Source organism: Guptibacillus sedimenti (genome assembly GCF_028610665.1).
Lineage (GTDB): Bacteria > Bacillota > Bacilli > Bacillales > Guptibacillaceae > Guptibacillus > Guptibacillus sedimenti.
The window spans coordinates 773,705-786,435 of record NZ_JAQQWV010000002.1 but is presented as its reverse complement, the minus strand read 5'-3'; the positions used below and the strand labels follow the sequence as shown (position 1 = coordinate 786,435).

General features: G+C 40.7%; 18 protein-coding genes. 8 read left to right on the top strand and 10 right to left on the bottom strand.

Annotated features, from left to right (window positions below; translation table 11 throughout):
* Positions 1-282: 282 nt before the first annotated feature.
* From moaD to PQ578_RS12375, 4 genes are read right to left on the bottom strand one after another with little or no spacing between them, the layout of a single operon-like run.
* Entirely contained in the window at positions 283-516 is a 234-nt protein-coding gene (moaD, locus tag PQ578_RS12390) for a molybdopterin converting factor subunit 1 (RefSeq protein ID WP_273834625.1), read from the bottom strand.
* Entirely contained in the window at positions 513-974 is a 462-nt protein-coding gene (locus tag PQ578_RS12385; RefSeq protein WP_273834624.1) for a molybdenum cofactor biosynthesis protein MoaE, read from the bottom strand. The genes moaD and PQ578_RS12385 overlap by 4 nt, the downstream gene beginning before the upstream one ends.
* Before the next feature lie 2 nt (positions 975-976).
* Entirely contained in the window at positions 977-1,480 is a 504-nt protein-coding gene (gene mobB, locus PQ578_RS12380; protein ID WP_273834623.1) for a molybdopterin-guanine dinucleotide biosynthesis protein B, read from the bottom strand.
* A complete protein-coding gene (locus PQ578_RS12375) occupies positions 1,474-2,733 on the bottom strand; it encodes a molybdopterin molybdotransferase MoeA (protein ID WP_273834622.1) in 1,260 nt (419 codons plus the stop codon). Before PQ578_RS12375 ends, mobB begins: the two co-directional genes overlap by 7 nt.
* A 142-nt stretch (positions 2,734-2,875) precedes the next feature.
* Between PQ578_RS12375 and PQ578_RS12370 the strand changes: the two genes are divergently transcribed.
* Positions 2,876-4,555, top strand: a complete 1,680-nt coding sequence (locus tag PQ578_RS12370; RefSeq protein ID WP_273834619.1) for a LysM peptidoglycan-binding domain-containing protein — start codon at positions 2,876-2,878, stop codon at positions 4,553-4,555.
* 73 nt (positions 4,556-4,628) lie between these two features.
* On the opposite strand, the gene PQ578_RS12365 is transcribed toward PQ578_RS12370, so the two are convergent.
* The 3 genes from PQ578_RS12365 to PQ578_RS12355 all read right to left on the bottom strand — a co-directional run bounded on the left by PQ578_RS12365 (position 4,629) and on the right by PQ578_RS12355 (position 6,237).
* A complete protein-coding gene (locus PQ578_RS12365; protein ID WP_273834618.1) occupies positions 4,629-4,949 on the bottom strand; it encodes a metal-sulfur cluster assembly factor in 321 nt (106 codons plus the stop codon).
* A gap of 81 nt (positions 4,950-5,030) precedes the next feature.
* The gene (locus PQ578_RS12360) at positions 5,031-5,798 is read right to left on the bottom strand and encodes a prolyl oligopeptidase family serine peptidase (protein ID WP_273834617.1); all 768 of its coding nucleotides are present in this window, start codon (positions 5,796-5,798) and stop codon (positions 5,031-5,033) included.
* Positions 5,799-5,919: 121 nt separating this feature from the next.
* Entirely contained in the window at positions 5,920-6,237 is a 318-nt protein-coding gene (locus PQ578_RS12355; RefSeq protein ID WP_273834616.1) for a hypothetical protein, read from the bottom strand.
* 196 nt (positions 6,238-6,433) lie between these two features.
* Here PQ578_RS12355 and PQ578_RS12350 point away from each other — a divergent pair, with 196 nt between their 5' ends.
* From PQ578_RS12350 to PQ578_RS12340, 3 genes are all read left to right on the top strand, one after another.
* Entirely contained in the window at positions 6,434-7,273 is an 840-nt protein-coding gene (locus tag PQ578_RS12350; protein WP_273834615.1) for a Cof-type HAD-IIB family hydrolase, read from the top strand.
* A gap of 93 nt (positions 7,274-7,366) precedes the next feature.
* A complete protein-coding gene (locus tag PQ578_RS12345) occupies positions 7,367-7,510 on the top strand; it encodes a hypothetical protein (RefSeq protein ID WP_159782149.1) in 144 nt (47 codons plus the stop codon).
* Positions 7,511-7,512: 2 nt separating this feature from the next.
* The gene (locus PQ578_RS12340; RefSeq protein WP_224879344.1) at positions 7,513-7,731 is read left to right on the top strand and encodes a DUF3813 domain-containing protein; all 219 of its coding nucleotides are present in this window, start codon (positions 7,513-7,515) and stop codon (positions 7,729-7,731) included.
* Positions 7,732-7,820: 89 nt separating this feature from the next.
* Here the strand turns inward: PQ578_RS12340 and PQ578_RS12335 are convergent, their stop codons facing one another.
* Both PQ578_RS12335 and PQ578_RS12330 read right to left on the bottom strand, forming a co-directional pair.
* The gene (locus tag PQ578_RS12335) at positions 7,821-8,402 is read right to left on the bottom strand and encodes an SGNH/GDSL hydrolase family protein (RefSeq protein WP_273834613.1); all 582 of its coding nucleotides are present in this window, start codon (positions 8,400-8,402) and stop codon (positions 7,821-7,823) included.
* Positions 8,403-8,424: 22 nt separating this feature from the next.
* Positions 8,425-9,093, bottom strand: a complete 669-nt coding sequence (locus PQ578_RS12330; RefSeq protein ID WP_273834612.1) for a Dph6-related ATP pyrophosphatase — start codon at positions 9,091-9,093, stop codon at positions 8,425-8,427.
* 111 nt (positions 9,094-9,204) lie between these two features.
* On the opposite strand from PQ578_RS12330, the gene PQ578_RS12325 reads away from it, so the two are divergent.
* Together PQ578_RS12325 and PQ578_RS12320 are read left to right on the top strand one after the other, a co-directional pair.
* Positions 9,205-9,699 carry a GNAT family N-acetyltransferase gene (locus tag PQ578_RS12325; RefSeq protein ID WP_273834611.1) on the top strand — a complete coding sequence of 165 codons (495 nt, stop codon included), beginning with the start codon at positions 9,205-9,207 and terminating at the stop codon, positions 9,697-9,699.
* Between the two features lie 71 nt (positions 9,700-9,770).
* Entirely contained in the window at positions 9,771-10,031 is a 261-nt protein-coding gene (locus PQ578_RS12320) for a NifU N-terminal domain-containing protein (protein ID WP_224879337.1), read from the top strand.
* 496 nt (positions 10,032-10,527) lie between these two features.
* Here PQ578_RS12320 and PQ578_RS12315 read toward each other — a convergent pair whose 3' ends face one another.
* Positions 10,528-11,367: a YitT family protein gene (locus PQ578_RS12315; RefSeq protein WP_420541546.1), complete on the bottom strand. Its 840-nt coding sequence runs from the start codon at positions 11,365-11,367 to the stop codon at positions 10,528-10,530.
* Between the two features lie 289 nt (positions 11,368-11,656).
* Between PQ578_RS12315 and PQ578_RS12310 the strand changes: the two genes are divergently transcribed.
* On the top strand, positions 11,657-12,511 hold the full coding sequence (locus tag PQ578_RS12310) for a DegV family protein (protein WP_273834608.1): 855 nt from the start codon (positions 11,657-11,659) through the stop codon (positions 12,509-12,511).
* An 80-nt stretch (positions 12,512-12,591) separates the two neighbouring features.
* A complete protein-coding gene (locus tag PQ578_RS12305; protein ID WP_098443092.1) occupies positions 12,592-12,723 on the top strand; it encodes a DUF3941 domain-containing protein in 132 nt (43 codons plus the stop codon).
* Positions 12,724-12,731 lie beyond the last annotated feature (8 nt).

Below are 12,731 nucleotides of genomic sequence, written 5' to 3'. Positions count from 1 at the left end.
TTTAGAAACGGAGATATTGGAACTCTTGAACTAGAACACGCCCTTTGTGTTCTGGTGAAAGAGTGAAATATCGCAGTTTCTGCGAGTCGCAGCTGGATCTCACGAAAAGCGGAGACGAGCGTTTAAATCCGCAAGATGCTGGACCCCTTTCAACTATTAATTCCGCGATATTCTGATTTATTCCGCGAAATTGGTTGATAATTCAGCGAAAACACGAATATATCCGCGAAACGGCTCAAACACCTTCTCAAACAAAAAACACCCATTTGGGTGTTTTAATACTTAGCCTCCACTAACCGGTGGAATAAACGCGACAACATCGCGATCGTTTATTATTTGATCTTCTTCCGCATACTCTTCATTAATCGCTGTCATCGTATGAGCAAGAGAAAGCTCAGGATAATCCTCTATCAGTTTTTGTTTCAGCTCAGAAACAGGGAGCTTTGATTCAGAGCGCTCTACCTTTTCCAAGCCAAGTTGTTCCTGCTGTTTTGCAAAAAAAAGAACAGTAATCATTCTTTCTCCTCCTTCGGTGCTCCGTTTTTGTATGCCATGTTTTCAAGCTGATCTCCTATCCATTCTTGTCCATCAGTCCAGTATTCCTTTTTCCAAATTGGGACTATTTCCTTGATTCGCTCAATTGCATAGCGACTTGCTTCATAACTTTCTGCTCGATGAGGGGATGCGACAGCAATCACAACAGCAATATCACTAATAGCTAATTTTCCGATTCGATGAACGATCGATGTTTGGACATTAGGCCACTGCTCGCGAATTTCTATTCCGATTCGTTTCAGCTGTTTTTCAGCCATAGAAGGATAGGCTTCATACTGTAGCGAAACGGTCTGCTTTTCACCAGTAAATTCTCTTACCGTGCCAATAAACGTGTTGATTGCCCCAGCTTCAGGACGGATCACGCTAGTTATTACTTGATTAACATCAATCTCTTCAGAAGTTATCTTATAATATTCCATTATTACCCTCTCCTAACATGCTTCAACAAATCTTCTATACAGTCGTACATTTGATCATATAAGTAGCTATTATCAACCGAAACATCGTGAGCTTCTTTCACAATCGTTCCAATGATGTTAGTTTTGTTTAACAAGTGAAGATCATCTTTATTTCTTAAAAGCACAATCTTTGGATAGCTCTCTTCTTTGAACCCTTCCACTAAAATAAAATCAAGATCAAACGAATCGTATAAACGAATTAACTGTTCAAGTTCCCATTCGCTTCCCTGCGTTGCATGAATGGATACCATTCCCCCACCGCTAACCCCCGTGACAACGGCTCCGGCATTCCGATGGCGTCCTGTATCTTTCTTCTCATCATATACGTCAGGTGTTCCATGTCCATGATGCTTAATCACGCCAACCTTTATGCCGTGTGTTGACGCTTGTTCAATCAATTTTTCAGTAAAAAGCGTCTTCCCGCTATTTTGGTAACCTACGACCTGAATCACCGGCGTTTTTACCACGTAGCTGATCCATCCTCACGAAGATGGAGTAGTTCAACTGTATCTCCAGCCTCGAATCCACGTGTTCCTCCAGGTAATACGACAAAAGCATTTGCTTCGGCGAGAGAGGTCACGCTTCCTGATTTATCAAGTCCCGTTGGTTTCACATAAAGTCGACCGTTTTTCTCCTCTACTCTACTTCGTACAAACCTTGTGAACGGGTTAGGTTTTGGAAAGTTCGTTAACAGCTCTCCCTGGCTTTTCATGCGATAAGGATACTTCGAAAACAGCGCACGCTTAATGATGGGTCTTGCGAATAACTCAAAGCCTACAAAACAGGCAGAAGGATTTCCTGATAGACCAAATAGTAATTTCCCATTCCACTCAGCAACCGTCGTCACACTACCCGGTCTCATTCCTACTTTATTAAATAACACCGTGGCCCCTAATTTCTCATAGATCGCAGGAAGGTAATCATAATCGCCTACCGATACGCCTCCTGTTGTAATGAGAAAATCTACTTTTGTTAACGCAGCTTTGATTGAAGAAAAACTCGTTTCAAAGTTATCCTCTAATTTCCCAAAGTAAAGCGGTGTTGCTCCCGCCTCCTTTACCTGTCCTTCGATCATAGGTGAATTACTATTCCGTATCTTTCCTGGTTGAAGCGCTTGATCAGGATCCAATAGTTCTGTACCAGTAGCGTATATGCCTACTTCAGGTTTACGAGCAACTGAAACGTTCGCATATCCAAACGTTGCAAGAAGCGCCTTCACGCCAGGAGTAATGAGACTCCCTTTTTCAATAAGTACGGTTCCTTCCTGTGTATCTTCTCCACGTAAAGAAAGGTTGTCTCCCTTAACTACTTTCCGCTTCACCTGAATGAATGGCTGATCTTCTTCCTCGATTTCTTGAACAAGTTCAAGCATGATCACTGCATTCGTCCCTTCAGGTATAGCGGCCCCCGTCATAATACGAATCGCCTCGTTTTTCTCAGGGACTTTGGAGGCCACAGTGCCTGCTCCAATTTCTTCAATCACTTTCAATTTAACTGGCGTATCTTTCGAAGCTTCATATGTATCTTCCGCTCGGATCGCAAAGCCATCATAAGGTGAACGATCAAATGGTGGAACATCATGATCGGCTTTGACGGCGACTCCGAGATGGCGCCCATCGCTTTCTTCTAGTAGCACTGTTTCAAGCGTTCCTTCATAAGAGAGGTTCATTACCTTTTGAACAGCTTCTTCCACTGTGATTGGTTTTCTTCTCTCGACCATCATCTCATCTCCATCTATTCACATTTTCCTCTTCATTGTAACAAAAATTCGCTCATTTCGTTTAAATGGAAAACTCGAATGAATAAAGAAGGCCGTGAATAGATTGTTAGTGATGCATCTTATATGGAAAGGAGTGATGATCATGCCTCAAAAAGAATATTGGGTTAAGCCTGGCGATACGCTGCTTAAAATAGCAGAATCGCACGATCAATCCGTGAATGAAATCAAGCAAATGAACCAGCTTAATTCAAACATCATTTACGTTGGGCAAATGCTACGCATCCCATCTTCTTCAACTAACCATACGTATACCGTGAAACAGGGTGATACATTATTAAGTATTTCAGATGATTACCGTGTTCCAGTTGAAGAAGTTAGAGAGCTAAATCAACTGCCATCTAACCTTATTTATGTTGGTCAGCACCTTGAACTGCCACTAAACCGTTCTAGATCAATGCGCATTGACTATACAGTAAAAGCAGGAGACAGTCTATACACCATTGCCCAAAATTATGGTACGACAGCTCAAAGTATTCAGGTGTTGAATGATTTAACATCAGATGCGCTCTCAATAGGTCAAACATTGAAAATTCCAGTATATACAGAAGTCGTTGTAAAAGCTGATCGAGCGAATGTAAGAACTGGCCCAGGCAAAGGGTATAACATCATTGCTCAAATGAGAACTGGAGCAAAGCTTGCGGTTGAAGGTATTCGTGGAAATTGGTACAAAGTACAGTTATATGATGGTACGACTGGGTGGATAGCAGATAGTCTCGTCACATTTAAACCGCATGGAGATGAAAAGCCTGTATCACGGATTATCGGTTACTATACGCTTGAAGAAGGCCCGTCGCTCCCTTCTTCTTATAAATCATTTGTATCAAATCGTTCCGCCCTTTCTCAGCTAGCTCTGTTTCTTTTTCGGATCAGCCAGGAGAATCCCACAACAATTGAGAAGTTCGGCAAGTTTAGTGATAGAGAAATTGAGAAACTCGTCCAGCTTGCCCATGATCAAAACATTAAAATCATGCCTGTTGTGCATAACTTACTGTATAAAAGGGGTGACACCGAACCAAGTAAGAAAGTTGTTCAGACACTCGTTTCAAGCGAGGAAAACCGAAGAGCATTTGCAAAAAATCTCGTGAAGTTAATCGAAAAATATAATTTTGATGGGGTTGATATTGACATTGAAGATGTCTATATTGAAGATGCAGATAAATTAACGCTTCTTTACCAGACAATCGGAGAAGAACTTCGGAAGAAAGGGTATTTCTTCTCAGCAAGTGTTCCTTCAAGAGCTTCAGATGAACTCGTAAATCCATTCTCAGATCCATTTAATTATGCTGAGATCGGCAAAGCTGTTGATCAATTTATCGTGATGCTTTATAACGAATTTGGCTGGCCAGGTAGCCCTCCAGGTCCTGCCGTGACCGCCGGGTGGATGGAGAAAGTCATGACATATGCCAAAACGAGAATTCCTCCTGAAAAGTTAGTATCCGCTATTTCTGTGTTTGGTTTTGATTTTAATCTTGATAAAGAAAAAAGCACGTACGTCACTTATGATATGGCAATGAAGTTAAAAAAGAAGTACAATGCCGAAGTCGAATTTGATGAAGAACGGAAAACACCTTTCTTTCGCTATACAGATGAGGAAGGAAATAAGCACGAAGTCTGGTTTGAAAACGAACAGAGTATTGAAGCAAAAATCCGGTTAGCCGATGAACTTGGTGTCCAGGGTGTTGCCTTATGGCGACTCGGTATGGAAGACCCTGCGATTTGGAAGATGATTAACGAAAAAATCGTCGTTGAACGCACAGAATAGAAATGTCATTTTACTATAATTGCTCACAAAACATAAAATAAAAAGGAAGAGGGAGCCCCTCTTCCTTTTCTAATCATGTAATGCCAAGTGCGATTTTTGCATAACGAGACATGTTGTCTTTCGACCATGGTGGATTCCAAACGATGTTAACATCAGCATCGTTCACTTCTTCCACATCGGATAGGGCGCGTTTCACATCGTTAACGATTGTACCTGCTAATGGGCAACCCATTGCAGTTAACGTCATAACGACTTGAGCAACACCTTCATCATTAAGATCGGCTTCGTAGACGAGGCCAAGGTTTACGATATCTACCCCAAGCTCAGGGTCAATGACATTCTCCAGAGCTTCAAATAATTTATCTCTCATTTCTTGATCTGTTTGATCAGACATTGAAATCTCTCCTTTCATACAAGTGCTTCCAACTTTCATTATAACAAATTCAGATTTAACTTAAACCGAAAAGGCTTAATTCTATAAATGAGTTTTAAACCAGTCCACTAAACCAAGAACAGCTTCTCGTGAAACCTTATGACCGGAAGTCTCATCTTTAATAAATTTAAGATGCTCTTCCTTCCCTTCATAGAGCGGTTTAATCTGGTGATAGAAATCATACGTAAGAGTATACGGAACCACCTTATCTACTGTACTATGCCACATCATGAGTGGGCGAGCATCAAGTTTGTCTTCTTGTAAAGAAAGGTCATAGGACTGTAAACCTTTAATTTGTTTTCTCATTTCTTCTTCAGAAATCGGAAGACTGAATCCTTCTTCTTTCAAATAGCGAATTTGAGCGTTCGCCAGTTTAAAATAAGACGGCGATCCCATTAAGGAAACAGCTGCTTTAATCCATGGATATTGCGTAAGGGCCCCAAATGTTAGTATGCCTCCCATTGAAGTGCCGGACATGCCAATCCGATCTTCTTGAACGAGGTTTCGATCGACGAGATGCTGTCTCAGTTGGTCTAGCTCAGTTAAGCTTTGAATCACAATTTCCCAAAACACATACTGACGCTTTTTCCCTGATAAATCATTTTCGCGTTCACCATGATGAACAGCATCAGGAAGAAGTACGCGATACCCTTCTTCAGCTAGAAGGTAGGCAATATGTAGATTATGTTCTTTTGCGCTAGTAAAACCATGTTGAAACATAACAAGCGGAAGTTTCTCATCAGCAAGTTCACCATCTACAACGTGTAAAACAGGTATATTCTCTATGTATTCATTTACAATTGTAATCATTAGCTTACCCCTTTCCTCTAGTAACCGTCCTATCTATCGTACCATTCATATGGTTACATGAGAAATTTGAAGTCAGGCAAGCAAAGAAAAACATGCAAGCACTGCTTGCATGTCAAATTCGTTAATTTTTCACTTGCTCTTCGTGACTTTCTTCAACTGATTTCATATTCTCTAATTTATTATAATATTGAGTTGGAAACTGTGAACCTTCATAAACCATCTTGCTATCTCCGCTATCATCTGATTGATCTGGTGTTGTTGGGTTGCCTGCTTTTTCGATTGGCAAGCTGTCACTAAATTTCTTTGAGACTTGCTTACGCAGACCATTTGCCTTCGTTTTTAATTTCGCTCTCTTTTCTTCATCCTTAAGCAAATAGGATGAAATGCCGATTGTCCCTGCCGCAATACTTGATATTAGCCATGTTTGTTTCTTAGTCATAATCGACTGCCACCTCCAATGGAATGATAGTTAAAGTGTACCCTTCTTAATAATTCCTCAAACGACTATCGTTTCCTTTTAATACTTTTGTCAAAATTTTAACATAACAAAATAGACACTTAATCTTATGCCATGTACAATAAGTTTGTAGACGCATAGGCGCTACAACCAAAAGACACTTTTCAAAGGAGCTTCTATGACAACTAAACCGCATCTAATCGCAATTGATCTTGATGGCACGTTGTTAAACAGCGAAAAGAATATTTCAGAACGCACGAAATCTGTCATCTTTGAAGCGAAAAGGCAAGGTCATCACGTCGCAATCGCAACAGGTCGCCCTTATCGGGCAAGCGTTCGCTATTATAACGAACTAGCACTTGATTCTCCAATCGTTAATTTTAACGGGGCATTTGTTCACCATCCCCTCGATCGCTCTTTTGGAACTCATCATTCTCCAATGGAATTAACTACGGCGAAATCCATCGTTTCTTCCTGTAGTGATATCAATGTAAAAAACATTATGGCTGAAGTGCTTGATGATGTTTACCTGCATCAGCATGATGAGCTTATTATGCAAAATATGATTATGAATGACTCTTCCATTTTCACTGGAGAAATCCATAAAAATCTTAAGGATGATCCAACCTCTCTTCTCATTCATCCACACGAGGAACAGCTTGCGGATCTTCGCCAAATGTTAAGAGACCATCATGCGGAAATGATTGAGCACAGGGTTTGGGCTGCTCCATTAAATATCATCGAGATCGTTCGAGCAGGATTAAACAAAGCAGTCGGTTTGCAGCGTTTAGCAACTCACTTTAACATTCCTCAAGAGAGAATTATTGCTTTTGGCGATGAAGACAATGACCTTGAAATGATTGAATACGCGGGTACAGGCGTTGCGATGGGGAATGCAATTGACGAGTTAAAAAACATCGCAAATGAAGTGACCGTAACAAATGAAGAAGACGGGATTGCAACTTTTCTTGAGGAAAGACTGAAACTCTCGATTTCTGACAAAAGACAGCTATCATAAGCTGTCTTTTTTATTTTCTCAAAAGGAGAGATCAATGCAGAATAATAACTGATTGAAGAACTCATCCTATAAGGGAAAGGGAGGGATTCACTCATGGCAAAGAACAGCAAAACGAAGCGGATGATAAAAGAAGGTGCGGATCGTGCCGTGCAAAACATGGATCAGCACGACTTGACAAGTTTAAGTAGTCAGCAACGAAAGAAACAGCAACAAGAAAATTTGTCTGGTGGTGAATGAAGATGGGAAATCAATATTTCCAACGTGCCCGTGAAGCGGTAGAAAGAGCAGAACAAATGGCTACAAGCGGACATCCAGATGCACAAAATCAAATCAACGTGGCCCTTAACAATCTTTCTGCAGCTTTCCATCAATCAACTAGCGCTGAAAAAGAACAGCTCACTTCATACCAGGAAGTCATTCAAGAACTTAGCCATGAAGCATCCAATAAACCCTTTTAATTTTTTCCCCATAAAAGAAACCCGTCAACTCGTGACGGGTTTCTTTATTTTCGAACTTGCCGCTTCCTTAAATTCTGTCGTCCGATTCATTAGAATAATTTAATCGTCGGTTTCAGCCTTGTTTTTCTACCAAGGGATTTTAAAACTTCTTTCGTAATCAGTTTATACCCCCTGGAACTTAACTGAACACCGTCTTTTTCATAAAGTGTTTTACTTTTTCGACTTTCATGTATCAGTTGCCAAAGATCAATATGTCTCGTCCCAAACTTTCTAGCCAAAAAACGAATCCGTTCTGCATATCCCTCAATTTTCTGATTCGTCACCGAAGCATTTTCCTCATTTATAACAGGTGAAGGTGATATCAGAATCACTCGCTCCGGAGGAAGATTGTTAACCATATATCCTATATTTCTTTCAAACTCACTGATATCTGAACCGTCGATCAAACAAGCTTCTTGTGTACCAAAAAAAATGGTGACATAATCCGGTTGGTAACTTAATACATCTGATTGAAATCGCGACACTCCTTCACGAGAAGTTGGCGTTGAACCTGCGTTAATGACGATCCATTCATCAAGAGCTCCTCTAATCCGAGACGTCAGTCGCTCGTTTCCTTTATCGTCTACTTCTCTAGCAGTCAGACAATCCCCAAAACAAACAAGTACCGGCATTTTCTTCTCCCCCCTTCTTTCCTTACCTTTTCGATTTCGTCGTTAATCGCGCTGTATGAAAGGATCCCTTTTTTCTAATCTCCTGTATATCAAAAGAGACGGCTTTAGAGAAAATTGGGCCATCATAAACAAATGTATGAAATTCACCATTTTCTCCGCACGGATCGACGTGTTCCGGAAGCGCTTCTAAAAAAGTTTCATCGAATGGCTCTCCTACCCATTCACTCTGAAGGTTCGTTTCATCGACAGTTGTGATAATTGCTTTAAATCCATGTGCCAGAAATCGTTTCGCTGTATGTAAAGTTGGCTGTTTCCAAATGGGATAGATGGCTTTTAATTGATAATCCTGTAAAAGAGTGTTGCGATAGTGGCGTATGTCCTCTAAATACAAATCCGCAAAAGCGACACCTTCCAGTCCTTCTTGTCGAAATGATTTATATTGCTTCCGAACAAGCTTCTCGTATTGCTTATTTGTACAATTATCTGGTAAATTGGTTATCGTTAGAGGGATTCCGATTGCATCTGCTTGTTTTTTTAACAGCGCGGTATCGACGCCGTGAAATGGAATGGACCTATTCGTTCCACTCACCGTTGTCCATAACGTTTTCACTTGAAAATGAGAGTGTGAAAGACAGTCGTATAAACCCATGGCGCTATCTTTTCCAGAGCTCCATGAAAAGATCATATTCATCTTGTAAGCTCCTTCCCTATCTTATAGACGAATGAAAATGGCTGAATGTTTCAAATTTCCAGCAATTAAATTAATATTTTATTCTCGACCTCTTAAAAGGGATTGTTGATGATGGGGTCGAAACAGTATGACGGAGGTGGAACGGTAATGAATGTGTACCAATTATCGAGCCAGACAGATGAAGAAACGATTGAAAAGGTTTCAAATTTACTAATGAAGCAAATTACCCGTTCTGATCAGAATGGAAGCTATGAAAAACTCGTTAAAGGAGTAAAGCTTGCCCTTGAAGAACAAACAGCATCAAGGATCGTTATTGCAGAATCTGATGATGATGTACTTGGCGTAGCTTTTTTTAATATCGGAGTTAGCCTCGCTAGTGGAGGTCCTTATATTTGGTTAAACGAATTGTTCGTAGACCCAGATGCTCGAAATCAAGGGATTGGTAGAAAACTACTTCTTCATGTGATCTATTGGGCAGAAAATGAGGGCATTAAAGGCATCGAACTTGAAACAGGCATTAACAATGCGATTACGAAGCATTTGTATAATTCTCTTGGGTTTCACGATATTGTCTCAAAACGCTACGGCTTTACTTTCTCTTCTTAACAAGAATGGTTATTTGCTGCAAAGAGTGTTTCTGATACACTAATAGATGAAAGCGAAAGGAGGCGTATACTATGGAACTACGCGTAGACCGTACACCAAACCCAAATGCAGTTAAAATCACTGCCGATCAACAGCTTTTTGAAGGGTCTTCAAGTCACTCTTTTAAGAAAAACGACACCCCTGACCATGCAATGGCAGCTGCCCTTCTAAAATTAGACGGCGTGGATAATGTATTTGGTTACCAGGATTTCATTACGATTAACAAAATGCCTGAAGCGGATTGGGATACTTTACTTCCTGAAGTAAAGGAAACCATCTCTAATAACGCATAGAAAAAAGTTCCTCAGGGGTTATCCTGAGGAACTTTTTTGTTGATGTTGGGTTTTTCGTTTTTTAATGAGAGCTTTAAGGGAGTGTTGCGGTGAAAAGGCTCCAGTGCCTGCCGTGTCTAAACGGACGCTTCCGCTTTTCTTGTCTAGCTGCAGCGCCCAGACACTCGGTCACTTCACCTTTTCATCCGAACACAAAGACCGTGTTCAATGAAAAGGCTCCAGTGCCTGCCGTGTCTAAACGGACGCTTCCGCTTTTCTTGTCTAGCTGCAGTGGGCAGGGTCTCGATCGCTTCACCTTATCAAATGAACACAAAGACCGTGTTCTTTTGATAAGGCTCCAGCGCTTGTCGACCCTAAACGCCCACTTCCGCTTTTCATGAGATCCAGCTGCGACTCGCAGAAACTGCGATATTTCACTCTTTCACAAGAACACAAAGGGCGTGTTCTAGTTCAAGAGTTCCAATATCTCCGTTTCTAAACGCTCGTCTCTGCTTTTCTAACCATCCGTTCGGAAGAAACCGAATATGCCTGTGGTGTTGACGATGTTGGTGAAAGCGGTTGGGTCGATGTCTTGAATGATGTGTTCAAGGTCATAGAGTTCATATCTTGTGACCACGATCATGAGCATTTCTTTTGGTTCACCGCGGTAAGCTCCTTTGGCTGGAAGCTTGGTGATTCCTCTTACTAAACGATCGTGAATGGCTTTTTGCATTTCGTCACCTTTTGATGTTACGATCATGGCCGTTAGTTTTTCGTGACGCGTGTGAATGACATCAATCACGCGAGAGGATACATATAAGGTAACGAGCGTGTAAAGCGCTTTTTCCCAACCGTACAGCATTCCCGCTGTTAGAATAATCAACGCGTTCATGCTAAAGAAATACGTACCAATCGGACGATCTTTCATTCTAGAAAGGATCATAGCGACAATGTCCATTCCGCCCGTAGAAGCCCCCCATTTTAACGTAAAACCGATACCAATCGCTGCAATGACACCTCCAAATACCGCATTTAACAAAATATCCTCTGAAAGCGCTTGGACCGGAATGATTTCAAGGAATATAGTGGTAGCCCCTACGCTAATCACACTATATAATGTAAAGGACTTCCCTACTTTCTTCCATCCAAGAATTGCAACAGGAATATTGAGTAACATGAGCAGAATACCTGTCGAGATCGTAATAGGTGTATAATCACTTAGTACGCTTGAAATGAGCTGCGCGATCCCTGTAAACCCGCTCGCATACACATTTGCAGGAATTAGAAACAAGTTAAGAGACACAGCCCCGAGAATCGCACCTAAGAGAATGACAATAATTTTTTTTACTTCTTCCAAACATAGCACCTTCTTTTTGAAACAGAGCTTTAACTCGTTTACAGAATTTTTATTGAGTTCTCACATAACCTTTCTTCCACTCAAACACTTTGTCGTTCATCGTTTGGTTACAAACTAACCCTTCGACTTAGCCATGTTTATCTAAACAAACAATTTCAACTACGTCAACTGTTTTCTATTCAACTTCTTTAATAGGATTGATTTCCAATGGACTAGGGGATAAACTTTAAGAAAACAAGCTTCAATCTACATACGTACTTAATAATTGATGAAGGGACGATGGTCCAATATGAACGTTCAAATCATTACAGATAGTGCCTCAGATTTACCAGAGGATCTTGTAAAAAAGCACCAAATTGAAATTATGCCTTTAATGGTTATCATTGGCGAGGAAGAATATTACGACCGAGAAGAAATTCAGGCGAAAGAATTGTACAAACTGTTACGTGAAGGAACAATGGCTAAAACCTCGCAAATTCCTCCAGCAAGAATAAAAGAAACGTTTATGAAATATGCCAAAAAAGGTCAGCCATTCATTTATATCGCTCTATCATCGGGTATCTCTGGAACGTATCAATCTGCTGCTTTTATAAAAAATGAAGTGCAGGAAGAATTCCCCAACGTTCAAATGGAAGTGATTGACTCAAAAGCAGCGTCACTTGGTTATGGCCTTATGGCGATTCATGCTGCAGAGCTTGCTGAGAACGGAAAATCATTTGAGCAAATTTCTGAGAGCTTGCACAGCGACTATTTAACGCATATGGAGCACATTTTCACAGTAGATGATCTCGAATTTCTTCAGCGTGGCGGTCGAGTAAGTAAAGCATCTGCCTTCTTTGGTGGAATGTTAAAAATCAAACCAGTGCTTCATGTCGATGATGGAAAGCTTATCCCTATTGAAAAGATACGTGGAAAAAACAAAGTGACAAAGCGGATGGTCGAGATTATGCAAGAACGTGGCGTCAATCTACAATCCCAATTAATTGGTATCTCTCACGGTGACGATCTTGAAAGTGCCGAAAAGTTAAAAAGTGCGATTCAAGAAACATATGGTAGCGAACGCTTTGTCATTCATGAAGTAGGCGCAACGATCGGTTCTCACTCCGGTCCAGGTACGCTTGCTTTATTTTTCCTAAATAAGTAGCTTCCTTTTACATAGGATGTCGCATTATCGTGTACTCTATAAATGTGCATGGCCATCCTGACAGCAAGGGAGGACTTGAATTGTCATCAACAAAAGATAACAACAAAAAACCTGTTGATAAAAACGCGAAACGAATGTTAAAAAACAGGTTAAAAGAAGAAAACCGTGAAGGCGGTAAACATCAATATTCAAAAGACACCGATCATTTATAAGGCTTTAA

Excerpts from the sequence above, each read along its gene's own strand:
- PQ578_RS12375 (WP_273834622.1), bottom strand. The coding sequence starts at position 2,733 with ATGGTCGAGAGAAGAAAACCAATCACAGTGGAAGAAGCTGTTCAAAAG.
- PQ578_RS12385 (WP_273834624.1), bottom strand. The coding sequence starts at position 974 with ATGGAATATTATAAGATAACTTCTGAAGAGATTGATGTTAATCAAGTA.
- PQ578_RS12370 (WP_273834619.1), top strand. The coding sequence starts at position 2,876 with ATGCCTCAAAAAGAATATTGGGTTAAGCCTGGCGATACGCTGCTTAAA.
- PQ578_RS12325 (WP_273834611.1), top strand. The coding sequence starts at position 9,205 with ATGGGGTCGAAACAGTATGACGGAGGTGGAACGGTAATGAATGTGTAC.
- PQ578_RS12365 (WP_273834618.1), bottom strand. The coding sequence starts at position 4,949 with ATGTCTGATCAAACAGATCAAGAAATGAGAGATAAATTATTTGAAGCT.
- PQ578_RS12350 (WP_273834615.1), top strand. The coding sequence starts at position 6,434 with ATGACAACTAAACCGCATCTAATCGCAATTGATCTTGATGGCACGTTG.
- moaD (WP_273834625.1), bottom strand. The coding sequence starts at position 516 with ATGATTACTGTTCTTTTTTTTGCAAAACAGCAGGAACAACTTGGCTTG.
- PQ578_RS12340 (WP_224879344.1), top strand. The coding sequence starts at position 7,513 with ATGGGAAATCAATATTTCCAACGTGCCCGTGAAGCGGTAGAAAGAGCA.
- PQ578_RS12360 (WP_273834617.1), bottom strand. The coding sequence starts at position 5,798 with ATGATTACAATTGTAAATGAATACATAGAGAATATACCTGTTTTACAC.
- PQ578_RS12310 (WP_273834608.1), top strand. The coding sequence starts at position 11,657 with ATGAACGTTCAAATCATTACAGATAGTGCCTCAGATTTACCAGAGGAT.
- PQ578_RS12335 (WP_273834613.1), bottom strand. The coding sequence starts at position 8,402 with ATGCCGGTACTTGTTTGTTTTGGGGATTGTCTGACTGCTAGAGAAGTA.
- PQ578_RS12330 (WP_273834612.1), bottom strand. The coding sequence starts at position 9,093 with ATGAATATGATCTTTTCATGGAGCTCTGGAAAAGATAGCGCCATGGGT.
- PQ578_RS12355 (WP_273834616.1), bottom strand. The coding sequence starts at position 6,237 with ATGACTAAGAAACAAACATGGCTAATATCAAGTATTGCGGCAGGGACA.
- PQ578_RS12345 (WP_159782149.1), top strand. The coding sequence starts at position 7,367 with ATGGCAAAGAACAGCAAAACGAAGCGGATGATAAAAGAAGGTGCGGAT.
- PQ578_RS12320 (WP_224879337.1), top strand. The coding sequence starts at position 9,771 with ATGGAACTACGCGTAGACCGTACACCAAACCCAAATGCAGTTAAAATC.